The organism is Maribacter sp. X9 (assembly GCF_048537565.1).
Taxonomy (GTDB): Bacteria; Bacteroidota; Bacteroidia; order Flavobacteriales; family Flavobacteriaceae; genus Maribacter.
In genome coordinates, this window is sequence record NZ_CP183215.1 from 2,403,965 (window position 1) to 2,430,020 (window position 26,056).

Annotated in this window: 23 protein-coding genes; 13 read left to right on the plus strand and 10 right to left on the minus strand. The window is 33.0% G+C overall.

What is annotated here, in order from left to right; all coding sequences use genetic code 11:
- Nucleotides 1-880 precede the first annotated feature (880 nt).
- Nucleotides 881-1,867 carry a hypothetical protein gene (locus ACNR9Q_RS10205; RefSeq protein WP_419211113.1) on the plus strand — a complete coding sequence of 329 codons (987 nt, stop codon included), beginning with the start codon at nt 881-883 and terminating at the stop codon, nt 1,865-1,867.
- Between the two features lie 980 nt (nt 1,868-2,847).
- Here the strand turns inward: ACNR9Q_RS10205 and ACNR9Q_RS10210 are convergent.
- Entirely contained in the window at nt 2,848-3,174 is a 327-nt protein-coding gene (locus tag ACNR9Q_RS10210; protein ID WP_419211114.1) for a hypothetical protein, read from the minus strand.
- 464 nt (nt 3,175-3,638) lie between these two features.
- On the opposite strand from ACNR9Q_RS10210, the gene hsdR reads away from it, so the two are divergent.
- The 9 genes from hsdR (at nt 3,639) to ACNR9Q_RS10255 (ending at nt 15,425) form a co-directional block, all read left to right on the plus strand.
- On the plus strand, nt 3,639-6,008 hold the full coding sequence (gene hsdR / locus ACNR9Q_RS10215) for an EcoAI/FtnUII family type I restriction enzme subunit R (protein ID WP_419211115.1): 2,370 nt from the start codon (nt 3,639-3,641) through the stop codon (nt 6,006-6,008).
- The gene (locus tag ACNR9Q_RS10220) at nt 6,008-6,841 is read left to right on the plus strand and encodes an HNH endonuclease (RefSeq protein ID WP_419211116.1); all 834 of its coding nucleotides are present in this window, start codon (nt 6,008-6,010) and stop codon (nt 6,839-6,841) included. The genes hsdR and ACNR9Q_RS10220 overlap by 1 nt, the downstream gene beginning before the upstream one ends.
- Complete coding sequence (locus ACNR9Q_RS10225; protein ID WP_419211117.1) at nt 6,834-8,285, plus strand: N-6 DNA methylase; 1,452 nt, start codon at nt 6,834-6,836, stop codon at nt 8,283-8,285. The genes ACNR9Q_RS10220 and ACNR9Q_RS10225 overlap by 8 nt, the downstream gene beginning before the upstream one ends.
- A 1-nt stretch (nt 8,286) precedes the next feature.
- Nucleotides 8,287-10,014, plus strand: coding sequence for a restriction endonuclease subunit S (locus ACNR9Q_RS10230; RefSeq protein WP_419211118.1), 1,728 nt, complete (start codon nt 8,287-8,289; stop codon nt 10,012-10,014).
- 15 nt (nt 10,015-10,029) lie between these two features.
- Nucleotides 10,030-13,176 carry a phosphoribosyltransferase-like protein gene (locus ACNR9Q_RS10235; protein WP_419211119.1) on the plus strand — a complete coding sequence of 1,049 codons (3,147 nt, stop codon included), beginning with the start codon at nt 10,030-10,032 and terminating at the stop codon, nt 13,174-13,176.
- 465 nt (nt 13,177-13,641) lie between these two features.
- Nucleotides 13,642-14,085: a hypothetical protein gene (locus ACNR9Q_RS10240; RefSeq protein WP_419211120.1), complete on the plus strand. Its 444-nt coding sequence runs from the start codon at nt 13,642-13,644 to the stop codon at nt 14,083-14,085.
- A complete protein-coding gene (locus ACNR9Q_RS10245) occupies nt 14,085-14,678 on the plus strand; it encodes a hypothetical protein (protein ID WP_419211121.1) in 594 nt (197 codons plus the stop codon). The genes ACNR9Q_RS10240 and ACNR9Q_RS10245 overlap by 1 nt, the downstream gene beginning before the upstream one ends.
- An 89-nt stretch (nt 14,679-14,767) precedes the next feature.
- The gene (locus ACNR9Q_RS10250) at nt 14,768-15,178 is read left to right on the plus strand and encodes a hypothetical protein (RefSeq protein ID WP_419211122.1); all 411 of its coding nucleotides are present in this window, start codon (nt 14,768-14,770) and stop codon (nt 15,176-15,178) included.
- A 13-nt stretch (nt 15,179-15,191) separates the two neighbouring features.
- Nucleotides 15,192-15,425, plus strand: coding sequence for a hypothetical protein (locus ACNR9Q_RS10255; RefSeq protein WP_419211123.1), 234 nt, complete (start codon nt 15,192-15,194; stop codon nt 15,423-15,425).
- Nucleotides 15,426-15,608: 183 nt separating this feature from the next.
- On the opposite strand, the gene ACNR9Q_RS10260 is transcribed toward ACNR9Q_RS10255, so the two are convergent.
- The 7 genes from ACNR9Q_RS10260 to mnmE all read right to left on the minus strand — a co-directional run bounded on the left by ACNR9Q_RS10260 (nt 15,609) and on the right by mnmE (nt 21,693).
- Complete coding sequence (locus ACNR9Q_RS10260; protein WP_419211124.1) at nt 15,609-16,808, minus strand: primase-helicase family protein; 1,200 nt, start codon at nt 16,806-16,808, stop codon at nt 15,609-15,611.
- 3 nt (nt 16,809-16,811) lie between these two features.
- The gene (locus tag ACNR9Q_RS10265) at nt 16,812-17,132 is read right to left on the minus strand and encodes a hypothetical protein (protein ID WP_419211125.1); all 321 of its coding nucleotides are present in this window, start codon (nt 17,130-17,132) and stop codon (nt 16,812-16,814) included.
- Nucleotides 17,133-17,134: 2 nt separating this feature from the next.
- A complete protein-coding gene (locus ACNR9Q_RS10270; RefSeq protein WP_419211126.1) occupies nt 17,135-17,464 on the minus strand; it encodes a helix-turn-helix transcriptional regulator in 330 nt (109 codons plus the stop codon).
- Nucleotides 17,465-17,663: 199 nt separating this feature from the next.
- The gene (locus ACNR9Q_RS10275) at nt 17,664-18,557 is read right to left on the minus strand and encodes a hypothetical protein (protein ID WP_419211127.1); all 894 of its coding nucleotides are present in this window, start codon (nt 18,555-18,557) and stop codon (nt 17,664-17,666) included.
- Nucleotides 18,547-19,683, minus strand: coding sequence for a tyrosine-type recombinase/integrase (locus ACNR9Q_RS10280; protein ID WP_419211128.1), 1,137 nt, complete (start codon nt 19,681-19,683; stop codon nt 18,547-18,549). Before ACNR9Q_RS10280 ends, ACNR9Q_RS10275 begins: the two co-directional genes overlap by 11 nt.
- 6 nt (nt 19,684-19,689) lie before the next feature.
- Complete coding sequence (locus ACNR9Q_RS10285; RefSeq protein WP_419211129.1) at nt 19,690-19,905, minus strand: helix-turn-helix domain-containing protein; 216 nt, start codon at nt 19,903-19,905, stop codon at nt 19,690-19,692.
- Between the two features lie 390 nt (nt 19,906-20,295).
- Nucleotides 20,296-21,693, minus strand: coding sequence for a tRNA uridine-5-carboxymethylaminomethyl(34) synthesis GTPase MnmE (mnmE, locus tag ACNR9Q_RS10290; RefSeq protein WP_419211130.1), 1,398 nt, complete (start codon nt 21,691-21,693; stop codon nt 20,296-20,298).
- Nucleotides 21,694-21,803: 110 nt separating this feature from the next.
- Between mnmE and ACNR9Q_RS10295 the strand changes: the two genes are divergently transcribed.
- Together ACNR9Q_RS10295 and ACNR9Q_RS10300 are read left to right on the plus strand one after the other, a co-directional pair.
- Complete coding sequence (locus tag ACNR9Q_RS10295) at nt 21,804-22,136, plus strand: hypothetical protein (protein WP_419211131.1); 333 nt, start codon at nt 21,804-21,806, stop codon at nt 22,134-22,136.
- A gap of 149 nt (nt 22,137-22,285) precedes the next feature.
- Complete coding sequence (locus ACNR9Q_RS10300) at nt 22,286-22,651, plus strand: DUF4870 domain-containing protein (protein WP_419211132.1); 366 nt, start codon at nt 22,286-22,288, stop codon at nt 22,649-22,651.
- 88 nt (nt 22,652-22,739) lie between these two features.
- Here ACNR9Q_RS10300 and dnaN read toward each other — a convergent pair whose 3' ends face one another.
- Together dnaN and ACNR9Q_RS10310 are read right to left on the minus strand one after the other, a co-directional pair.
- On the minus strand, nt 22,740-23,858 hold the full coding sequence (dnaN, locus tag ACNR9Q_RS10305) for a DNA polymerase III subunit beta (protein ID WP_419211133.1): 1,119 nt from the start codon (nt 23,856-23,858) through the stop codon (nt 22,740-22,742).
- A gap of 280 nt (nt 23,859-24,138) precedes the next feature.
- Nucleotides 24,139-24,969: an SAM hydrolase/SAM-dependent halogenase family protein gene (locus tag ACNR9Q_RS10310; RefSeq protein ID WP_419211134.1), complete on the minus strand. Its 831-nt coding sequence runs from the start codon at nt 24,967-24,969 to the stop codon at nt 24,139-24,141.
- 130 nt (nt 24,970-25,099) lie between these two features.
- Between ACNR9Q_RS10310 and ACNR9Q_RS10315 the strand changes: the two genes are divergently transcribed.
- The gene (locus tag ACNR9Q_RS10315) at nt 25,100-26,053 is read left to right on the plus strand and encodes a PhoH family protein (protein ID WP_419211135.1); all 954 of its coding nucleotides are present in this window, start codon (nt 25,100-25,102) and stop codon (nt 26,051-26,053) included.
- Nucleotides 26,054-26,056: the final 3 nt, after the last annotated feature.

Consider the following 26,056-nt stretch of genomic DNA (forward strand, 5'->3'; position numbering starts at 1 on the left):
TCGGGTGGGCAATTGTAGTTAACTGTATAGGTTTTCGGGTAGCAAATGGTTGTTTTATACCCTCAGAAATATCAAATAAATATTAATTGGGTAGTTAAATATAACTATAGCTAACCAATTTCAATTTTTTGTTAGTTAAAGGTTTTTGTCCATTATTATCGTAGGCCTTAATGGAAAACTTAGTATTGCCGTAAGGAACCATCGACTACGCTCTTATAATCCAATAATCATATATTTAAACCTTTTTAATCCTTGAATAATCTCAACTAAACCCTCTTTAACTTAGTTTATCCCTAATTTAACCCTCGTTACATATCATCTCTAACTTCACTATAACCCTATAGCAATCCTATATAACCTTTTCAGTTTATAAACATCTTCACTATCAATTCAACCAACTAAAATCTAAAGATTTTAACATTGATTCTTCAAGAAAGTTGGCCGACCACTTCTTTGTTTTTCAATAAGGATTTTGACTATTAGGATTATTCATTTTCATAATTATCAAGTCTAAATGAAGACTGTCGATGATAAGCAGATTTTATTTAAAGGTGCAATTTTTTCAAGCTTAATTTTAGATGTTAGCTATTTTTTAAAATTTTGAAAAAACGTATGATATATTAAATTTCATTAATTGTTACGTTGTTTATTATTTTTTTGAGAATCGAAGGTTTAATAAGCAGAATATGCAAAATGAAAGTAAAACCTCAGAAAAATTAAGGTTTTTCTATATTGGATTTTAAAAATCAATTTTTATATTTATCTCTTACAACTAATTGATTACCTATATTTTACCTCCCCCATTTTATTTTTTATTAAAGCATATGGCATTGAATTTTTGCCTTTTGTTATAGTCGATTAATAATCAAACCAAAATAAAATGAAACAAATTAAATTTTACTGTTTTATTACTTTACTATTATTTTTAACGAAATCCAGCTTCGGACAGGAAGAAAAAGATAGTATTGCGATACTTAAATCTAAATTAGAACGAACTCAAAAGGAATTTAATTTACTTCAAGAAAGTACTTCTCCTGAAGAGAAAATACATCTAGATTTTGTAGGTACAGGTAATTTACAAGCATCTATTGCTGATGCGGATGAAGTGCAAGGAAGTGCAGGTTTAGGTGTTATATATGAGCGTTTTTTTGGGTTGAAGAAACCTCTTTTCAGAAGTTATGATATTGAAGCCTTTATCAATGTGGCATCAACTGTAGATACATTAAAGGCTACTCTAAATGATGAAAGTCAAGTAACTAATCAGAGACTTTTCGGCGCCTATATAATAAATCCCATCAGTACAAAACAATCAATTTATGTTAATAGCAATGTCTACTTTAACCCAGACGGTAAGATGTTATTCAATAAAATTGCCAAATTTATTAGTGGTGTAAATCTTCGTCTAATCTCTTCAAATGCGCTTTGGCAATTTGACAATAATACAAATAAAAATTTAGGAGTACTTGCTTTTAGATATGGAGTTTTTCATGAATTCTTGCCAGATGATAAGATTAGGGACAGGGATGGCAAAAGAAAATATAGTGTATTTTTAGGATTCAATTTGACCCATAGGGGTATTGTTGGTGATTTATCTTCCGAGACTAACGATGATTTAAGGAATTCATTCCTTGGCACAACCGATTTTGAATTCTCTGGAATTGAACCCAATTTTGGATTTAGATTAAATAATATAATAGCAGAATTCACTATGCCTTCTTTAGGTGGGTCAAGAAAATCTGATATAGAAGGATTAACGGATACCCAGTTTTTATTTTCAATCAGGTTTGTTGGGGGGTTTTCTTTAAAGTTCGATGCAGACGAGGCTAAAAAAGATGATACATCAATTTCAGAAGAAGGAGGACTATAATTATAACCAACGACTCACTTTTATTACCAAAGTTAATAATGCTCGGTATCAAATATTGATTCAGTCTCTAAAAATCAAATTTTAAATAGACCTAACCTCAATATTTAAAATGGAAGAACTAAAATTAGCGGAAACAATGACATTATTTTATCAAAGGTTTGATTCCTACTTGCTTTTATGAAGTATTTATACCACGTTCATAATGAGAAAATTACTGTTTTAATTTCATTTTCTAAGCATTTAAATTCTTTGATAATAAGATTGATTTTAATAACAGGTTTGACCTTCTCTGCCTATGTTAATTTAAATGAGATAATAGGAGTTCACCCCTTAAACTAGGCCTAACCTATTAACCACTCTTTTTAACCCTATATACAACTTCAATATAAAAATAAAGGGTGATGGTTAATCCTATGGCAATCCTTAACGTACTCAATCAGGTTATTCTAAGACCCATGCGCTAATCCTCAAACCTTTAATAAAGGGTATATCAGCCAACCCTAATAAAATATTATAAGAATCCTTAACTAACCCTATGCAACCCTCGTCTATACTTTTTAAAAGAGCTGATCAAACCCTTCTATTTTTTAAGTAATCTTTCTAAACATCTTAGGATAAAAATAAAGGGTAGTGGTTAACCCTATGGCAACCCTTAACCAATCCCCTTTCGGGTTATCTACAACCTATAAACTAACCTTAGGCTTTTAATAAATGGTATGTCAGCCAACCCTAATAAAATATTAGGGGAACCCTTAAGCAACCCTATGCAACCCTAGATTATTCTAGCTTGTAGAGCGGATTCAACCCTTCTATTTTTAGGTTAAACTCTATTACGATCTTTAGTTTGAAAAATAAAGGGTAGTGGTTAACCCTATAGCAATCCTTAACCAACCTTTTCGAGTTACCTACAACCCATAAACGAACCCTGAACTTTTAACAAAGTGTATGTCAGCCAACCTAATAAAATATTAGGAGAACCCTTAACCAACCCTATGTAACCCTAGACTATTCCAACCGGTATCATCTGTGGTTCTTACTCTATGGTATTTCTGTCGAAGATTTATTTCTATGGTTTGTTGGTATAGCCCAACATGGCACCTACCATAATCAAAATTGATTTTCATACCTCGCTCTTCTAAATTTGTCATAAAAAGGTTCATGAAGCTCAATGTTCGTTTCTGTAACTTTTTATTGGTATGTATGGGTAATATATCTTTTTGTCTATTCCAGTCCATTCTAAATATAGAATTTCTGTAAGACTCACTCAGATTCAGTTGTTCCTTTGTCTTTATAACTAACGGGTGCATTTTTTTTGGCCTTATAATAAGTGTTTTAGTTTCAAGACCATTTTTTCCTCTTTTTAAGGGTTCCAAGTCAATTTCTTTATTTGTGTCAAACTCCGTGGGTAGGACATTTTTTTACTGGTTTACCAAACTTTAGTTTTGACCAATACCCATTTGCGGGTAAAGGTATCTGATTCTCTCTACATAGTTTCTTAAAATCTTGATAGGAGATTCCATATTCTTGACAAATATGCTTCATAGGTGTTCTCCAAGCTAATTCGTATAGTTCTATTATTTTCATTTTAAAGGATTTACAATTCTTATAACTTTCATCTTTGAAATCACAAATAACAAATCGTATATTTAACGGCATAGGTATTTGTTGGAATTTTCCCTCAACACAGCAAATCATTTAGTTTGTCAACTATAAAGCAAATCTATTTTAGATAATTAAGCATATAATTGTGTACTACGAAGGAATATTTTAAATGAATAAAAAAGACCTATCCGAAAGAGATATTTGCTCCAAATTTATAAATCCTGCAATAGAGAGTTCAGGGTGGAACATGAAAAAACAGGTCCGTGAAGAGGTTTCTTTTACTGACGGACGAATTATAGTTCAAGGCAAATTATATACAAGAGGTAAAAGTAAAAGGGCTGATTATTTACTCTACTACAAGCCAAATATTCCCATTGCCATAATCGAAGCTAAGGACAATAAAAAACCTGTGGGTTCAGGTATGCAACAGGCTTTGGAATATTCAGAAATACTTCAAATTCCATTTGTTTTTACCTCCAATGGAGATTCCTTTGTTTTTCATGATAAGACTTTGGAGGTTGGAGAAATAGAAAAAGAATTGTCTTTAGAGCATTTCCCCACCCCACAGGAACTCTGGAATAAATACTTAAAATATACTAACCTTGACAAAAGTGATTCTAGGGAAATAGTAGAAAAGGACTATTATATAGATACTAGTGGTATGTCTCCACGATATTACCAACAGAACGCGGTTAATCGCACCATTGAAGCCATAGCAAAAGGACAGAATAAGATTATTTTGGTAATGGCTACGGGAACGGGTAAAACGTATACCGCATTCAACATTATTTATCGTTTATGGAAATCGGGGGTGAAGAAAAGGATATTATTCCTGGCGGATCGGAACGCTCTTTTAACCCAGACAAAAAACGGTGATTTTTCGCCTTTTGGCAATGATATTATGCATATCATAAAAAATCGGAAAATTGATAAATCGTATCAAATATATTTCGCTCTTTACCAAGGTCTGACAAGTACAGATGAAGAGAAAAACGCCTACAAGGAATTTAGTAAAGACTTTTTTGATTTGGTTGTCATTGATGAGTGTCACAGGGGTAGTGCTGCCGAAGCCTCGGCATGGAGGGAAGTATTAACTTACTTTGACTCTGCAACACAAATTGGGCTTACGGCCACACCTAAGGAAACCAAGGATGTTTCCAATATGGATTATTTTGGTAAACCCGTGTATACCTATTCTTTAAAGCAGGGAATCGATGATGGTTTTTTGGCTCCCTATAAAGTGGTTAGAATTACGACAAGTGTTGATGATGGGTGGAGGCCAACTGTAGGCTTATTAGATAAATATGGCCATGAAATTAAAGACCGAATTTACAATCTAAAGGACTATGATAGAACATTAGCTATTGATGAACGCACCGAAGTAGTTGCAAAAAAAATCACCGAATATTTAAGAGCTACGGACAGATTTGCAAAAACCATTGTTTTCTGTACGGATATCGATCATGCCAACAGAATGCGCCAGGCACTTATAAATGAGAACGCAGATTTAGTGGCGAAACATTGGAATTACTGTGTAAAGATTACGGGTGATGATGAAGTGGGTAAGCAAGAATTGGATAATTTCACGGATGTTGAAGAACGTTTTCCAGTAATTGCTACCACATCTAAAATGTTGACTACGGGCATTGACACCAAGATGGTGAAGTTTATTGTTTTGGAATCCAATATTCAATCCGTAACCGAGTTCAAACAGATTATTGGACGTGGCACCCGAATTAGGGAAGCAGAGGGTAAGGTGTATTTTACTATTATGGATTTTAGAAAAGCGACCAACAATTTTGCACGACCTGATTTTGATGGTGACCCGGTACAAATCTATGAATCAAAACCTGATGAATCCATTGTGCCACCTGATGAAGCAGAACAGCCTTCTATCGATAGCGAAGAACAAACCCGGCCGGATGATTTTGGACCAACAGCCCCGGATATTGGTATTAATGAAACGGAAGATAAAGTAAAGAAATTCTATGTAAATCAAATACCGGTTTCTGTTGTAAATGAGCGGGTTCAATACTACGGGAAAGATGGTAAATTAATAACAGAGTCTTTAAAAGATTATTCTAAAAAGAATATTGAAAAGGAGTTTACATCACTAGATGATTTTATTCAACGTTGGAGCGAGGCCGATAAGAAAGAAGAACTTATAAAAGAATTAGCGGAACACGGCGTTTTACTAGAAGTGCTTCGTGAAGAGGTAGGATTAGATTTGGATGATTTTGATTTAATCTGCCACATTGCATTTGACCAACCCACTTTAACGCGACAAGAACGTGCTAATAATGTTCGTAAGCGAAACTACTTTGGTAAATACAGCGAAACTGCTCAAAAGGTGTTGAATAGCTTATTAGATAAATATGAGCAAGAAGGCATAGTATCTATTGAACAAGGTTCAGTTTTAAAAGTTCAACCACTCAGTAGTTTAGGTTCTCCGGTAGAATTGGTCAGGGCCTTTGGTAAACGGAAAGACTTTGAACTAGCAATAAAAGAATTAGAAAATGAAATATATAATATAGCGTAATGTTTAATCATCAAGATATAAAATGGGTACGAAATGTAAAGCGTGATAAAGGTAAAGAATGGGCATATTTTGATGATGATAGTGAAGAGATGATTTTAAATTGGTCTTCAAATTTTAAAAAACGTCCAACGCCCGCAATGCTTCCTGAAGTGGGGGATATCATTGTTGTTTATCAAAAAATAAACATTACAAATGAAGTTCATTTTACCCATTTAGTCACTCCAATTGATAATATCGAAAGAGATTGTATTAAAACAAATCCATCGCATCGATGGGGGAGGAAAGTCAAAATTTTGTCCAAAACCAAACAATTGTTTAAACCTGAAGAATTTAATTTAACTTCTGTAAATCAAGGTCATACATACCGCATTAGTTCAATAGATGATAATGCAGAACTTGAATCTATTCAGAAGATCATTTGGAATCTTTTTAAACCATATTTTAAAGAAGGTATTTCTAAAAAATATTTTTTCGAGTTAACTGACATTTTAAATGATGATTTGGATGATGCAGAAAGTGATGAGGGAAAATTAAAACTTGCTTTACATCTGGTAAGAGAAAGAAGTCGAAAATTAGTTGCGCAGAAAAAAGCATCTGTTCGCAATCCTAAATGTGAATGCTGTACTTTCGATTTTGCCAATACATATCCATACATAGGTGATGGGTTTATTGAATGTCATCACAGAGTTCCAATTAATAGAGGAGAAAGAATTTCTAAATTAGAAGATTTAGCCTTAGTGTGTGCAAATTGTCATAGAATGCTTCATAGAAAAAATAAGCAAAACGAATACTATACAGTAGAAGAGTTAAAACAAATTATAATTAATGAGTAACATAACAACCAACATTAAAGGCATACGCGATATAATGCGTAAGGATACAGGAGTAGACGGAGATGCACAACGTATCTCTCAAATGGTATGGATGCTTTTTATGAAGATTTTTGCCGATAAAGAAGAAGAATGGGAGATTACCATAGACGGTTATGAAAGTCCGATTCCTGAAAAATTCAAGTGGCAAAATTGGGCTGCGGATGATGAGGGAAAAACTGGTGATGAATTAATGGAGTTTATAAACAACGAACTCTTTCCGGCACTTAAAGAATTGGATATAATCGTAAGTCCACAAGCTCAGATTATACGTTCAGTATTTGATGATACCTATAACTACATGAAAAACGGAACCCTCTTCCGCCAAGTTATAAATGTCATTAATGAGATAGATTTTAATAGCACCACAGAGCGTCATTTGTTTAATGATATCTATGAGACTATTTTAAAAGAATTACAATCTGCAGGTTCTTCAGGGGAGTATTACACACCAAGAGCGGTTACGCAGTTTATGGTAGATATGATAAATCCAAAATTGGGAGAAAGCATCTTAGATCCTGCCTGTGGTACGGGTGGTTTTTTAACCTGTACCATAGACCATTTACGAGAACAAGTAAAAACCCCGAAGGACCGAGATGTTCTACAAAACTCCATTAGAGGTATTGAGAAAAAGCCATTACCCCATTTACTGTGCACCACCAATTTAATGTTGCATGGTTTTGATTTACCTGCGGTACGTAGGGATAATTTGTTAAGTAAACCCTATGCCGATTGGGGAGCAAAAGACAAACTGGATATTATTGTAACCAACCCACCCTTTGGTGGTGTGGAAGAAGATGGCACGGAAACCAACTTCCCTAAAAAGTTTAGGACCAAAGAAACGGCCGATTTATTCCTGGCCTTAATTATTAAGTTGCTTAAAAACAACGGGCGTTGTGCCATCGTATTACCCGATGGCACCTTGTTTGGTGAAGGAATGAAAACACGCTTAAAAGCAGAATTGTTAGAGCGTTGCAACCTACATACCATAGTGCGTTTACCCAATGGGGTGTTTAACCCCTATACAGGTATTAAAACCAACCTATTGTTTTTTCAAAAAGGCACTCCCACTAAAGAGATTTGGTATTTTGAACATCAGTATCCAGAAGGAGTAGTTAGCTACAACAAAACCAAACCGATTAGCATAAAAGAGTTTGATGTAGAAAAGACCTGGTGGAACAATCGTGAGGAAAAGTCGGAAGCCGACCGCTTTAAAAAATACGCTTGGAAAGTATCTATTGAAGAGATTAAAAAACGAGGTTATAATCTGGATATTAAAAACCCGCATCAAGAAGTGGATACCTTAGCAAGTCCTGAAGTATTATTAGCAAAGTTTAGAACTACCGAAGAGAAAATTTCTACCATACAAGATCAAATTATAAACGTATTAACCGAAGCTTTAAAGTAATATGCATTTACTACAACATTTTAAAGATCTTACGGTAATACCCAAAAATGCGCAGGAATTAAAAGACTTGATTTTAAAGTTAGCAGTACAAGGTAAATTAACCGCTAATTGGAGAATTGAAAACCCTAAAGTTCAATCTACTTCAAAATATTTAGAACAATTAAAAGCAGAAAAGGATACTTTAATAAAGGAGAAGAAGATTAGAAAAGAAAAACCACTTTCTAAAATTGAAAAAGAAGAATTCATCAATAACCTACCAACCAAATGGGAGATGATGAGATTGGGTGAAATTGGTGATTGGGGAGCAGGTTCAACACCTTTACGTTCTAACTCATTATTTTATGACGGAGAAATAAATTGGTTTAAATCTGGCGAATTAAATAATGGAATAATTGATTATGAATCAAAAGAAAAAATTACAGAATTAGCAATACAAAAATCATCTCTAAGATTAAATAAGTCAGGTGATGTACTAATTGCTATGTATGGAGCAACCATTGGTAAGACAGCTATATTAAATGTTGAGGGAACAACAAATCAAGCTGTTTGTGCTTGTACTCCATTTTCTTGTATTAGCAGCTCTTATCTTCATTTACTTCTTAAAGCTTTAAAAGACACTTTTATTAATCAAGGAGAAGGTGGAGCACAACCAAATATATCTAGAGTAAAAATTAGGAATCAAGCTTTTGCACTCCCACCACTAGAAGAACAAAAAGAAATCGTCAAAGTAGTAGATACTTTATTTAAAGAAGTAGAACAATTAGAGCAATTAACGATTGAGCTTATTACTCTAAAAGAAGACTTTGTAACATCGGCTTTAAACCAACTCACCACCAATAATTCGAAACAAGAATGGAGGTTTTTACAAGACCATTTTAAATTTTTTTTTAATGAAACTACTAACATTAAAAAGTTACGAGAAACCGTTTTACAACTAGCCGTTCAAGGAAAACTCACAGCAGATTGGCGAGAACAACGTTCACTGAGCAGAGCCGAAATGGAAGATGCTTCTATTTTATTAAAACGAATTCAAAAAGAGAAAGCACTACTTATCAAGGATAAAAAAATAAAAAAGGAAAAATTGTTACCACCTGTCACTAAAGATGAAATTCCTTATGAATTACCTGAAGGGTGGGTTTGGTGTAGAATGGGTGATATTTTTTTAATTGGATCAAGTAAGAGGGTATTTAAGCATGATTACGTGCAGGAAGGAGTTCCTTTTTTTAGATCTAAAGAAATTGGCCAATTAGGTAGGGGCGAAGAAGTAACTACAGAATTGTTTATTAGCAGAGAACGTTATGAGGATTTTAAAGTGAAATTTGGTGTCTCATTTCCAGGTGATGTATTGATGGCATGTATTGGAGGGTCTATCGGAAATACTTGGTTAGTGGATAATCGAGAATTCTATTATAAAGATGGTAACCTTGTTCAGATTAGAGCAGTAAGAGAAATTGAAGGTGATTACTTATTGAAATATTTAGATAGTACAGTTTTTTATGACTCTGCTTTAGGAAGGGTTTCTGGTTCTGCTTATAATGCACTGACAATTGAGAAAATTAAAAAATCATTATTTCCACTGCCTAGTTTGGAGGAACAAAAAACAGTTGTCCAGAAAGTAAATGCTTTAATGGGTTTATGTGATGCTTTAGACCAAGAAGTACAACAAAGCCAAGAGCATAGTGAGCGGTTAATGCAGAGTTGTTTGAGGGAGGTTTTTTTTATTAGCTAATTAAATTAAAATTATATGTTAGGAGTAAATATTTTAGAAATTGATAAGTTAATTATAGATGCTAATTTATTTAATAATTCAGAAGAATTTTTAAATAAATTGTCATCATTGGTAATTGCTTTCGTAAAAAAAACCGAAAAAAAAGAAATTGGTTATAATGAGCTTTTTGATAATGAATTAAGCCAAAATCATAAGCGATTTATTGCATATTCTTTATTACGTGTTTACTCTATTAATTCCAGTTGCGTAACCGAAGGAATAGTAAAACATAAAGTTTTAAAATTAATTGAAGAATCTACACCTGAAGTTTATAAATACTTAAAAATAGATGACAAAACCGAAAACTATTTAAAAGAAAGTCATCTAGGTAATTATATCTCAAATATTGAAAATAAAATTAGTGAAAGTATAGATAAAGAATTTGATTTACTTTCATTAAATGGTTATAAAAACGTAATTCTTGGAACAATTAATAATAAAGTGTATAAAGCGCTTTTGAATGATTATACTGATTTTACCATTATTAATAAATCATTGGATGTTCTTTTTAATTTGCTGAATGAATATTTGGAAGGGGAACCATTAAATAAATACAAAAATTACAACAATACAATTAAATTATTAGATAGAATAATTGATTCCGCTAAAGAGTTTGGAACTAAGTATAGTTTGGACTATGTCTGCAAGCCATTTCAAAAAATTAAAAATGCATTAATTAATGATTTTGCTAATAATCCAAATTCAAAACCAGCTGAATTAAAAATCTTAAAAACCGAAAAAAAATATCCTATAATTCCAGGACTACAGCATAAATTACAGTTAAGATTAGAAAATAATAGTACCGGTTTTGCTAACGACACTAGAGTTTGTATTAAAGATGTTACTAATATTGAATTAATAGAACAAAGTCAATTTGTCGGTCAAGTCAAAACCTATTCATTAATAAATTTTGATTACATAGGCACGAAGGCTTCTGATAGCCTAATTGTTGAAGGTTTTGTTGAGTGGGTAAATTTCGATGGCAAAAAGTGTAAAAATGATTTTTTAATTGAATTAAGTAGCCAAAACTCAAATATAGATTGGAAAAAGATAGAAGGTACTGAACCATATGATTTGGAACCAGTAACTAATGAAAATGAATTTATTGGAAGAAAAAAGATAATTGATGTATTAAAAAAAATTGGAAAAAAAGTTAATTCCTCCTATATCTTTGGTCAAAGACGTGTTGGAAAAACGTCAATTGTTAAAACACTTCAATCAAGTATGAATATTGAAGATACTTTAATAATATATCTTGAAGCAGGAGATTGGAGTAATGCAACAAGCCCGGAAAAAAGTATGAATGATTTAGGTAGAAAAATATGTACCAAAATTGTTAAGTCGAATGTTAAATATAAGAATCTAACTATTCCTGAATTTGGAGGGTCATTTAATACTATTACAGATTTTTTAGATGATGTAACAGAGATAGATTCCAATTATCAGATTTTAATAATTTTAGATGAATTTGATAGAATTACTAATAATCTACTCTACCAAGGTGACATTGCTCAATCGTTTGTACTAACTATACGCTCAATAAGTAACAGGGAACAATTCGGTTTTGTTTTGGTTGGAGGTGAAAAAATGGAATATATTTTAAGTCAGTGGCAGGAATTTAATAAATTCCGACCAATTAGAGTTGATTATTTTGATAAAAAATTGGAGTGGGAAGATTTTAAAAATTTAATTAAAATCCCTGTCCAAAAGGTTTTAGAAATATCAGATAAAGCTATAGACTATATTTATATGCAGACTTCTGGAAACCCATATTTTACAAAAAAAATCTGCATTGAGTTGTTTCGTTTAATGGTAGAAAATAGGGACAGTCATGCTACGGAAGAAGAGGCAAGGCAAGCCACTTATATTGCGAGAGACAGCAGTAATATTGGAGCAACAGATTTTTCGCATTTTTGGAAAGATGGTATTAAAGAAAAGGAAGCAAAGGAGGAAGAAATATCTATAAATAGGAGGAAAGTCCTATTAGCTTTGGGTCAGTTATTAAAGCAGAAAGTTAAAACTTCAAAACAGGCAGTTATAGATAAATCTATGGCTAACGGATTAAATAGTCTTGAAGCACAAAAAACTTTAGAGGAATTTATACAAAGAAAAATAATTAAAGTTAATGCTGATGAATACAGATTTGTGGTGAAATTTTTTGAGGATTGGCTTGTTTCGAATGGCTTAAATAAAATTATAACAACATTTAAAGAAGAACAGGGCATAATTTTAAGAAGACAATATGAAGATGATTTGAAAATATCGACCAAGGAAATTAATAAACTATCGCAAAGTTGGCCAAGTTATAAAGGTATAAAATTGACTAATGAAGATATTAGAAGTTGGCTCGAACAATTTGAAGATTTGGAAGCACAGCGTTTAATGTTTGATATTCTTGAAAACGTTAAGTTTTACAAACCTTCAGAAATAAGAGATAAGATGGAAGAGTTGTTTAACGAGGTTAGAAAGGAGATTGCGAGAAGCAATAAAATTGTATATCTCGCTGAAGGAAAACAAAAACGTGATGATATATTGGTTAGTTATTTAGATAAAAATCCAGTAAAAAGCGGTCCTGAATATGCTAAAATATTCGTGGAGTCTAATAATATTTATAAAGATAATTCCACAAATCCCGATAAAATAGAAAATAAACTTAAGGAATTAAAAAATATAAATGCATTAGTATTTATAGATGATTTTATTGGCAGTGGCAATAGCATAATAGAAAATTTAAATCCAATTTTAATTAATAATAAGGAGCTTCTTTTAGAGAAAGAAATCAATATTATCATAGGAGTAATTACTGGTTTTGAAGAAGCAAAACATAAAATTTATAAATATGTAAAAAAGACTGGATTATCTATAAAAGTGATTTTATTAGATCCATTGAATAAATCAGACAAGTGTTTTGATAATTCTTCTTTGATTTTTCCTAAACAAATTGAGCGGCAAAAAGCAAAAAATATTTGTTTTACAATAGGAGTAACACTTGAGAAAAGACATCCACTTGGATATAGTGATTGTCAGAGCAGGGTTGTGTTTCCAAATACTTGTCCAAATAATTCCCTTCCAATACTTTGGAAAGAAACGGGTAATTGGAAGCCACTTTTTAAGAGGGGTTAACCTAATTTTTCATTCCCTTATGTTTTTTTTGTACTAGCATAAGAATTCTATAGTATTCTTTAGCAAGAGAGTATTAATGTAAGGATTCATGTCATCTAAAGGATGGCGAATAAAATTGTCGATTTTTAAAGTGTATATAGAATAAGATGTAGGTTTGTAACAGAAGTTTAACTATTAATTGACGTGTTTTGAATTGATAAAAAAAATTGGTCAAATAAGTATTAGCGTTGTAAATGCTGATTTGAGAGAAATATATATTGCATAGTGCAAAATATTATATCCAACAATTTCAGCTACAAATATTGAATATGTCATTCAACAGATTAAATGTAGTCTAATTCGTTTATCAAGAGATGCAATAGATAAATTATCTTATAGAATTGCAAATGACAGTATTTAACAATAGAAAAATGGATATTATTTAGTAAATCTGACCGAAATTAAAAGAAAATATCAAACTAAATTATGAGTAAATACATTTTCCTTAAAAACTTCATTATTCAGTTCTATAAGAAAGGTGTTAATAAAAGAAGAACACAAGAAAGAAGTGCTCATAAAATCGCTTATACAATTAATCTATCCCTAAGAACCTTTGATAAAAAAATAGAATTTGAGAATAAGGAAATTTTCAAAGCTTTTGAGAAATGCGGTTATACACTAATGACCTCAGAAGGAGAATTTACATGGGAGCGTTTTCATTCGAATCATACACTAGTTACCATAGATAAATTTCTAAATATAGATGTCCAATCCAATAAAGATTTAAGGTCTACAAGATTGAAGAGCTATTCACCGAAGTGGAGCAATGATTCTAAAAATAGGATAGATAAACTAAAAATGGATTTGGAGAAATTTTGGGATGAAAATAAACACTTAATTACGGGTTCATTTTTAAATAACAATTGCTAATGGATATAGAACCAAAACAAAGACTATCTCATATAATAAATCAAGCTTGGTTAATTTTATTCAATAGAATAGCTTATGGTAAGCAGCTAATAAATAAAGAAGCGTCATTACAATTACAATTAGCAAGAATATTACAAGACCTTGGTAATGTCTATTGTATTTTACCAACTGAAAGGTTTGAATTGGAACTCGAAACAAGTTATAATAGTAAAAATGTTGATATAACTTGTGAATTGGGTAAGGTGAAAGCAGCTATTGAATTAAAATTTTTTAAGAAAGCTTCAAATAGAGCTAAAGATACCGATATGTACGATGCTTTGATAGATATTCAACGTCTTGAATCTTTTGATGATTTCGAAATAAAAAAGTTCTTTTGTTTGACCGATAATAAATATTATTCGGAATATACTCAAAAAGGTATGGCAAGTTCCGTTACATTAAAAAATGGAACTATCTATGGGGCAAATCAAGAAATCATTCCAGGTTGGCAAGGAAAATGGAAAGTTAATAGGGACAAATCTATAAAATTTAAGACTGAAGTAATTTGTAATTGGGTCAGTGTTAATGGTTGGTATTATTGGCAAATTGGTTAATCTCTATGTAATTATCCGAAGAATTTTATCTGTCTTATTAGTACAAAACCTCTAAAAGACAAAGAATACTTATTTAATAAATAATTCTTATGAATATACAATCTTGGCGGCAACAAGTCATCTGCTACAATTCAGTTCTAAATGATAGATTAAAGTTGAATATTGCAGCTAAAGAATTGTACTATGGTTTTGATGTGATAGACGGTAAATTATTATCTAATCCTGATATTTTAATAATAGGTGCTAATCCGGGTAAGGGAAATGAAAATGATCACTATAAGGTGAAATTCAGTACTGACCGTATTTCTTATTTGGATATTTATAATCAAGATTATAAAAATGACTACAAAAATGGATATCACTTAGCGGAAAAGACACTGAGACTATTTGAGTTGGCTGGATGGTCAGACCATAAAATAATTGCTTTACTAGAAAATAGAGCAGTTAAAACCAACTTCTATCATATCATTACTGATAATATAAATACAATCAACTTTTAAAAAAAGTGCAGAAATGACTATTAGTTTAATAAAAATATTGAAACCAAAACTAGTATTGCTGGAAGGTAAGAAGGTATTTGATGATATTTTAGGTGAATGCTATGAGCGCTATGACCTATGGAATGAAAACAAATTTGCATATCATTACGATGGTGAAATAAGCTCTCACTTTTTAGCTTACGATAGAACATTTAATAATGAGAATAGAAAATATTGCGTTGAAAAGTTAAGTGAGCTGATGAATTGACAGAATTTCTTGTTGATTGTTGAAAACTTTCCTTTTTAAATCAAGAGACCAGCATTTGCAAATGATTATGAGCACAACAGAAGTTCAACAATAGGTCAACATTTCAAATGTTGATGTTAAGTTGATTGGATGTTGAAAGGTAAAACGTCCGCCGGCTGGACATTTTATTTCATTAGCAACAATTCAACGCTGTATTCCTATTTCCTCACGTATAAAGGTATAATGCCTACCCTTATGATTGGTTTCTTCAATCCATGGTTTTTGGTTGCTTGGGTTTATAGATAGATGATGCTTTATGTAACTACTGTTAGTAGTGTTCAAACCCAAATGCTTTTTGATAGCCTCCGTGACCTTGGAGGATGAAACCCTGATATTGTTGTCTGATAACTTCCGTACCAAGTCAGAATTCGAATATTTTAAAACATCCTTGTCAAACATATCAAACTCATCCAAAAGAATCTGCTCTAGTTCCTTATGGATAAACGTTTTATTGGACTTAATTAAATTATCTAAAGCTGCGGTGTGAATCTGTTCTTTGGTAAACCACATACGTGTAACCTTAGGTGTTGCTATTTTTCTGCTATTGAGCAAGTAGATGAAATGTGGAATTTCTTTCTTGAGCTCATCTAGCATATCAGGATTATCTCCATTTTTAGGCAACTGTGGAATTTTGCGAACCCAATACCGAATTTCTTCATTATCTACATAAATGAAATTTTCTTCATTATTGGAGCACAATATGAATTTGCCATAGAATGGTATTTCAACTCGGTCTTTACCTTTCGATTCACTTTTATAACTTCTAGCAGTAGATAGGTTTTTGATTCGTTCACTGTCTTCTCGTTTTTCTAATAAAACTTCATCTACCACAATTAGTAATTTCCCCGCCCAATCTGAATTAAATCGACTACGAAAATCTTCATTGTTATTTATGGTCATATTATTTTGATAGACCATTTTCAACCAATTAAGAAAAGTAGATTTACCAGTGTTTCTTGCCTTGCTAACCATGCAGAAAATAGGTAATATTTGAGTGGGTTTTTGCCATAAAAGGGTTAGGTAGTCCAAGCCTAATTCATACTGCTCACCGAAAAAGTGTTGCAGGAAGTCTGCGGTTATCTTTATATCTCCTGGCTCTGGTTTGTGGTCTATTGCATGATATTGATTTAGGAACCTATCAATTACTTGACGGTAATTTGTATGAGAAGGTATCATGCAAAATCCATCATATTTAGGAATGTTATCCAAATAATCTTTACCATGATCCGTAATTATTTCTCCCTTATTCCATTTAAGTAAAACCTTCGTTTTATCACCACTATGTAACGGTTGGTAGGCAACTTTATAATAGTCCGTACCTATTCTCATGTATTCTTCATTCATAGCTTATATAGATAATGATAAAAAACAAAAATTAGATAAATCTCGCTCTGGGTATTTTGTAATAAAGCTGATTGAAATATTCACACCATGGTAAGATGCGCCTTTACACATCTCTATGATTTTCTGTTCAATCTGTTGAAGTGGTAGCCGCGGATTATAACTTATAATCTCTTTGGTCACATTCATTTTAGAAATCAACTGATTTAAATACCTTACTAGCCAGATATCGCTACTTCTTTGATAAATTAAATTGTGAAGGTCTTTGATTACTTCATCAATTTGAACGTAACCATCAGGTAGATATTTTATATTTTTAGTTTCCATAATTACAGTTGATTTTTAAGTAAATACTCATCAACTTTATTCTGGAGGGCAGCTTTATCTTCTCGCTTACCATTTTTCAACCAGGTTAGAATTTCTGATTTCAGGAAGTATAAGCGTCGACCACGCTTGTGATAGGGGATGGTGTTTTTATTGACAAGGGAGTAAATGGTATATCTACTTAGATGAATAAGATCAGCAGTCTCCTCTATATTGAGGAATATATCTTCAGTATTATGAATTTGGGGATTAGACACTTCATTTAAGTGCTTTGCGATTTCTTTAGCGAGGAATTTAATTCCTTTTCCAGATAACATGTAAACTTCTTTTTTCATTTGTATTAAATTTTTAATTAATGAATTATGAAGTCAAATGTATATGGAGAGTGATGTTAGCTCAGTGCCTTTTGGATTACTATTGGAATTACTTTGGATTTTGTAAGTTATTGAAATACAATAATTTGATTACTATTTTAACTTATGATTTTATTGGAAAGTGCCTAAACTTTCTCTTTGAAAAGTTGTATTTTAGTGTTTATCCTTTAAGTTTTGGTAAGGATTTTTTTATAATTTTTAGCTTCGTAATAACTGATTTTAGACCTGAATTTTGAAGTTTTAAGATTAACTGGTCTACAAAAGCATGTTGGTCTTCAGTGTTTGAAATATAATCTAAACCTATATTGGAAATTTTGTATAAACGGGTATTTCCGTATTTGTTGGTGAACATCTTGGGTTCTTGAACTGGCGATATAGTTAGGATAAATCTGATTAATTCTACTTGGTCCAATTTTAAATGTTTTTTTGTAAGCAGATGGATAAGATAAAAACGCTCATTCTCTTCTAAATAACTTACAGATGATTTAGACATAGATTTTTCCGGCTCATTCGTAAAATTTTTAATTTTTGCCTTAGGTTGTTGCGGATAAAGTTTATCATGCATCACTTTCCAATTTTTGGAATTCCTGTAGCCTCCCGGTATTTCTTCTAGTGTAAAATATTTCCACATTTCACTTTTGTAAATAGCTTCATGAAACATGTAAGAATTTGAAAATCTATTTATTAGAATATCTAAAGATTCTGAGATTGCTATTTTTTTAATTATTTTGGAATAATCTCTTTCATTGAAGTTATCATTGTTATTTTTTTTTTGAAACAGATCTAATACTTCATTAGAAAAAACTTTTTCTATTTTATTATTTCCATATATTTTTCTTTGCTCGAAAGCCTTATTAATTCCTGGAAGCAACTCCTCAATAGATTCTGAATATTTTATTTTTCTTATATCTCTAACATTTTGGCATATTTTATTAAATATAAAATTAAAGTCAAAATCATCAGATTCAGCTTTTTTAAGTTCTTTTAGAATCCTAATGGTTGAAACCTTAATGGTTGCATTGAACCAATAGTCATATATTCCCTTATAATCCATCCAATTTCAAATTTATGCGGTTGGTAGCTTCAATTTTGTTTCTATCCATGACCTTTGTATAGATTTGTGTGGTTGAAATATTCTTGTGACCTAGGAGCTTAGAAACCGTATAAATATCCGTTCCATTGGCCAACTGTAAGGTGGCATAGCTATGCCTAAAGTTATGGAAGGATATTTTCTTATGTATTCCTGAGTCCTCAATCCATTTGCGCAAGGGTCTAACGATTTGAGAATAGTTGATATTATTGAATATTACTCCCGCTTTAGTTTCTTGAAGTTTTAGGATACTAAACGCTGTTTCTGGTATTGGGTGGTTACTAATATTACCCGTTTTCTTTTCTTTCAGTTTTACATAGTGGCCTTGATGGGTGTCCGTATAGACGGACTCCCATTTCAATGAAACGATATCTGAAAAGCGGAATCCTGTGAGACTAGCAAATATGGCCATGTGTTTTACTTTTTCTATTTGGATTTCAGTATTCCATAAGATGCCCAATTCCTCTTCGGTTAAATATTCACGGTGGGTTTCTTCTTCCTTTATAAAACTGGCATGTTCGGCTAAATTTTCAGCTATCAGGTTTTGCTTAAAAGCATTCTTCAAAACGGTAATGAAATGTTTATAGTAAGTAGAAGCCGAATTTGTGGCTAGTTTTCTTTCTCCCGTTTTAGGGTTTTTGATATGCAACAAATATTTTCTATAATCGGTTACATGTTTCTCCGTTAATTGCTGTGTCTGCAATTTTTCGCCAATAAATGCCCTGAAATAGGTAGAGGATGCTTTCCAGGCGAGGTAATTACTATGGCTACCCGTATTAAATTTTTCTTCCACAATCGTATCATAATAAGCTGCGCAGTTTACATTAAGAGTTACATTTTCCTTCAACCCAAATTCCTTATCCCGTATTTGTAAAAGTCTCTTTGCCCTAACTACTTCTGCGAATTCAATGGTCTTTTTGTTGTGTGTCTTTTCAAATTCATCTTTAGGGGCACTGTGAATGTAGAGCTTTAGGAATTCCCTTCTGGTTTCCTTTCCAGTTTTCGGATTAATAATAGGAGGGTAGTAATCTAAATACAGACTATACTTACCATTAGCTAATTCCTTCCTTCTTACCGTTACGTTCGACATATTCTTTTATGCAAATTGAGTAACTACTTTATCAAGTTCACTCCGTTTAATTCGTATCAATCGCTCATAAAGATTTACCGCAGGCAGACTTCCTTCCTCTACAAGCCGGTAGGTTGACCTCACAGATATATTAAGTAGGGCTGCAGCCTCTTTCACTGTCAAATAGGGTTTGCTGTTGATTTGCTCAACATACCCAAGACGAAGGACTCTGCTATCCTCCATTGCAACATTAATTTTCTTTTTACGAACTCTCTTTTTATAAGCCCGCTTTGCGCAAATATCGCTACAATATTTTGTTACTGTAGTCTTGGCGATAAACTCATTATTGCAATGTCTACAGACCCTAGGAATACGGATATTTGAACTCATAATCTCCCCAATTTTTATGTCATTAAGCGGAAATAAGTGTCTTTAGATGACTTTAAGTGTCATTACGTGCCATAATCTCCCCCTATTTTTCAAATGTAGGTAAAATTGAAAAACGAGGTACAAAATAGGTACAAAAAAATGGCTAAATAGAGTGTAATTATGATAAATAGAACAAAGTCGAAAAGTAAAAAACCTATATTTTATTTAGGTTTACTGAGTTTTGGTAAGTGTGGTTTTGTGAAGTTATTTGCCGATACAGAAATTAGCGAAAATATTCCCCAACAATTCATCGGTGGTGATTTCACCTGTTATCTCGCCAAAATAGAATAGGGCCCTTCTAATATCTAAGGATAAAAGGTCACCACTTAATTCGTCATCAAGTCCGTGTTGCACTTTTTTGATTTCGGACAATGCATTCAACAGGGAGTCGTAATGCCTGCTATTGGTAACAATGGTTTCGTTATTTCTCAACTTTCCTGTTTCCACGAAACTGAGCAATAATTTTTCAAGTTGTTCTACCCCAATTTTTTCTTTAGCGGATAGCAAAACCGAATTTGGAAAATGTGTATGCAAATCTTTTGTTGTTTCGGAACAAAGCTTGTCTACTTTATTAATAACGGTAATTACCGATTTCTCATTATAACGGTCAGTGATTTTCTGTAAAGCTGTTTTCGCTTCGGCTAATTTTTCTGAATTTCCAGATAGTTCATCGCCGCTAACCAAATATAGAATGACTTGGGCCTTATCGGTTTTCTCATAGGTACGCTGAATACCCATACCTTCAATAATGTCTTCTGTTTCCCTGATACCTGCGGTATCTATAAAGCGAAAACTGATACCCCCTATAACGATTTCATCTTCAATTGTATCTCTTGTGGTTCCTGCAATATCTGATACTAATGCTCTTTCTTCATTCAACAGAACGTTTAATAGGGTCGATTTTCCCACATTCGGTTCGCCTATAATGGCTACCGGAACTCCAGTTTTAATGACATTTCCAAGCGAAAAGGAATCGATGAGTTTTTTTAAGACTTCCTCCAGTTCATTTAGGAGTTTTCTGAACTCGTCTCTATTTGCAAATTCAACATCCTCCTCCGAAAAATCTAACTCCAGCTCGATCAACGAAGCGAAATTCAATAATTGTTGGCGTAGTTCTTTGATCTTGTTGCTGAAACCGCCACGCATCTGTTGCATGGCCACTTGGTGGTTAGAGGCATTGTCACTGGCGATTAAATCTGCAACCGCTTCGGCCTGGCTTAAATCCATTTTCCCATTTAAAAAAGCTCGCATGGTAAATTCACCTGGTGTAGCCATGCGGCATCCTTTTCTTAAAAATAATTGGATGATTTCCTGTTGAATGTATTGTGAACCGTGGCATGAAATTTCAATAACATCTTCCCCTGTATAAGAATGAGGGTTTTTGAAGATGGACACCAGCACTTGATCCAAAGTATTTTTTCCATCCTTTATGAAGCCTAAATGTAAGGTGTGACTTTTTTGTTTTTCAAGCTTTTTGCCGGATACGGATTCAAATTGTTCTGACGCAATAGAAATCGAGTGTATACCAGAAAGTCTAATCACTGCTATAGCCCCAGCACCGGACGGAGTCGCTAATGCTACTATTGTATCTGTTGGATTCATGCTGCAAAAATAATCAAATAAAAATGGCTTTCCATCGATAAATAATCTAGAGATTTATGCCTTTTGAATTCTTTTTAAAGATTTTAAGGAACAATAGAAATGTATTATTAATGAAAAATTTGATGTTGATTTTAGTTTTCTTTTTATGTGTTTCAGTAGGCTATTCCCACGATAATTCTTCTTACAAAGTCCAAGAAATTTATGAAGTGAAGGAAAATGAAATGAAAGAGGCAAGGAAGAAGGTGGATAGGGCGGAGGATGAGGCTAAAAAACAAGAAAAAGAGGTTGAGGAAGCGAAAAAAGCCCAGAAATTGAAGAAGGAATTCAAGGCAAAAGCCAATTCAATAGATAAGCAAGAAAAGCATTTAGTAAAAGTTCGTGAACAACTCGAAAAGGATAAACTCAAGGGTACGCTATCCTCTATAGAAATTGAAAAAATTTAATGGTAAAATCACTAAGATCCAACAGGGTATAGCAAAGGATAAGGAAAAACTTAAAAAGTTAAAGCGTAAAATATAGGTAACTGAAAATTGTAACAAATATCAAAATCGAGCGTCGTATTTATAGTTATTCATCTTAAATCAATCAAAAAATGGAAATTATAAACAAAAGTATCGCAGTACGTGAAGACAAGAACTTATTGATCATTACTCATCTTTCTCAATATTTGGACTTTGTAACTGGTTTTGGTGGACTAGTAGTACCGCTCGTAATCTGGTTAACTACCAAAGACAGGGTAGTAGGTATGGAAGAACACGGTAAATCTGCAGTGAACTTTCAGCTTAGTTTGATTCTGTATGTTATTATTGGAATTCCTGGAATTTTTCTATTTGGATTGGGCATATTCCTATTACTATTTGCAGGTATTTTATCACTTGTAATGCCCGCAGTCAACGCTATAAAAGCTAGTAATGGTGAATCTCCAAGTTATTTTGGAACCATCCGGTTTATTTCATAAACTTTTGAAACTACGCTTAAAATAAAAGAAGATGGCGGTCAAATTTTTGACCGCCATCTTCTTTTATTTTGTTTAAATAGTCTCCTATTTAACTATTTAGCATTACCGGCATGACCAACATGGTTACGTATTCACCTTCATCCAAGCCATCAGTAGGGGTTAGTATACCGGCGCGGTTAGGTAGGCTCATTTCTAATGACACTTCATCAGAATTCAAGTTGTTCAACATTTCTGTCAAGAACCTGGAGTTAAACCCAATCTGCATGTCATCTCCTTGATACGAACATGTTAGACGTTCTTCTGCTTTGTTGGAATAATCAATATCCTCCGCAGAAATATTCAATTCGGCCCCTGCTATCTTCAACCGTATTTGATGTGTAGTTTTATTGGAGAAAATCGATACCCTTTTTACCGAACTTAAAAATTGATTTCGGGCGATCGTAAGTTTGTTCGGATTCTCTTTTGGTATTACAGCTTCGTAATTTGGATATTTACCATCAATCAACCTACAAATCAATTCCGTGTCCTCAAAACTGAATTTAGCGTTGCTATCATTGTATTCTATCAAAACATCTGATTCGCTGCCGGCCAAAATTCCTTTTAAAAGGGTTAATGGTTTTTTAGGCATGATGAACTCAGCTACTTGGGTTGCCGTTACATCGGTTCGTTGATACTTAACCAATTTATGTGCATCGGTAGCAACAAAAGTTAGATTTTCAGTAGAGAACTGAAAAAACACACCACTCATTACCGGTCTTAAATCATCATTTCCTGCCGCAAAAATGGTTTTGTTAATGGCAGTAGCTAAAATATCACCTAACAGGGTGGTTGAACTGGGACTGGTAAGCTCAACTGCTTTTGGGAACTCCGCTCCATCGGCATAAGCCAAGGCATATTTACCATGGTTCGAACTAATCTCAACCGTATTATTGTCTTCTACGACAAAGGTCAACGGTTGTTCTGGAAAGGTCTTCAGTGTCTCTAAAAGTAATCTTGCAGGTACCGCAATAGTACCTTCGTTATCTGAATCTACTTTTATGACCGAACTCATTGTGGTCTCAAGGTCAGATGCAGATACGGTTAATTTATCCTTTTGCAAATCGAACAGAAAATTATCCAAAATGGGTAATGTATTACTGTTATTGATAACACCTCCTAAAATTTGAAGTTGTTTAAGCAAATAGGTACTTGAAACTATAAATTTCATGCTTTCAATTTTTATTGATAAAATTCTTAAATTTCAATAAGAATAATAGGTTCGAACTCCTTTTTACGGGCAATTTTCATTACGCACAAAGATATTTTAATTGACCTTTTTAAGGAAACAAACTTATTAACAGTTTAAATAGGCTAGGTGGAAGGTTCAACTGTTGGTTTTGCGAGGAACAGGTGGTACATGTGATAGGGGTTAAATAGTTATTAACTTTTGGTTTTTTGATGCACGATTAAAATTCATCTCATAATTTAGACTTGAACGAAGCATCCTTTCATTGAAAATCGACCATTATGGTATCTCTATAATCTAATCCCAAAAGCGTTGATGCGCCACCGACCGTATTGAGATTACTTTTGAAAATAGCCAATTCTATATAGTCAGATGAATTAAAAATAGCCAACAGGTCACCCGCACTTTTGCGTTGATTTTTATCTAATGCGTAATCGATAAAATCACTATATGCCTTGTGTATTTTTTTTATTTTATGGTTTCGTACCAAGAGCTCGAAATCACGACCGTTTCTGTAGGCCTCAAAAAGATTTTTGCGAATATTGGTGATGACATTTCCGTAATTGTCAATATAGATGACGCTGCCAATAATTTTCTTGCCATCTTCTACGATCCTAGGAGAAAATTCCCTTAAATCTTTTAACCCCGAAAACGGTTTACCAACAATTTCCAAGGTGCCGCCACGTGCGATATGACATGCCACTTGTACAAAAACGTTCAGTACCGGAAAAGAGTTAGCGATAGAGTCGGGCAAGTTTATTTCCACAACTTTTTCGGGAGTCATTTCAGAAGTGATAAGGCCTATTACCCCAGTGTTCGCGCTTATAAAATAATGACCGTTGATAAGGGCTGCGACATGCTTATTCTCAGGGGTTTCTTCAGAATCTACCCCTACAATATGAATAGTGCCTTTGGGAAAACTTTTATAGGAATTTTCTAAAATATAAGCACATTCCTGAATGTTGAACGGAATGATGTCGTGTGAAATATCAACAATTTTAGCATCGGGTAATTCACTATAGATAGAGCCTTTTAGTACGGCTACAAAATGATCTTTGAGTCCAAAATCTGTGGTTAGGGTGATGATTGCCATGCAGCAATGTTGATATGTTTTTAATTAGTCAAACTTAAAATTTGTTTAAATTTGATATACAAAACTAAACAAAAAATCAGCCATGCGAAATTAAACTTCGCTATCTATAAATCTTTCTAAATTCCACTATTTGAACGAAATTATTTTAGAACTTACCGAGATCAGTCCAAGAGAATTTTTTGGACAACACAATGAGCACATAGATTTATTGAAAAAGTATTTTCCAAAACTTAAAATTGTTGCACGCGGCAATAAAATTAGGGTATATGGGGATGAAGAACTTTTAGAAGAGTTTGAAAAACGTTTTGATATGCTTACCCAGCATTTTATAAAGTATAATAAGCTGGATGAAAACAGTATTGAAAGGGTTTTGACGAGTTCTGAAAAAGAGGATTATAATTCATCATCCAATAGTGGGGAAACTTTGGTTCATGGCATTAGTGGACGATTGATTAAAGCGCAAACGGCCAATCAAAGACGCTTGGTCGAAGCCTCTAAGAAGAACGACCTAGTTTTTGCCGTAGGTCCGGCTGGTACCGGTAAGACTTATACGGGTGTTGCTTTAGCGGTTAAAGCGCTAAAGGAAAAGCAGGTCAAAAAAATAATTTTGACCAGACCGGCGGTTGAGGCGGGAGAGAATTTAGGATTTTTGCCGGGTGACCTTAAAGAAAAATTAGATCCTTATATGCAACCTTTATATGATGCCTTAAGGGATATGATACCCGCAGAAAAGTTGGCACATTATATAGAGAACGGAACCATACAAATTGCGCCGATGGCCTTTATGCGGGGTAGAACCTTAGATAATGCTTTTGTAATTCTCGATGAAGCACAGAACACGACCCACGCCCAAATGAAAATGTTCTTGACACGTATGGGAAAAAATGCACAGTTTTTGATAACTGGCGATCCCGGTCAAATAGATTTACCAAGAAGAACCGTATCCGGACTTAAAGAAGCACTTTTGATTCTACAAAATGTTGAAGGAATCGAAGCCATCTATTTAGATGATAAAGACGTTATTCGTCATAAGTTGGTGAAAAAAGTAATTGAAGCCTATAAAACTATCGAACACCATAATTAAAAA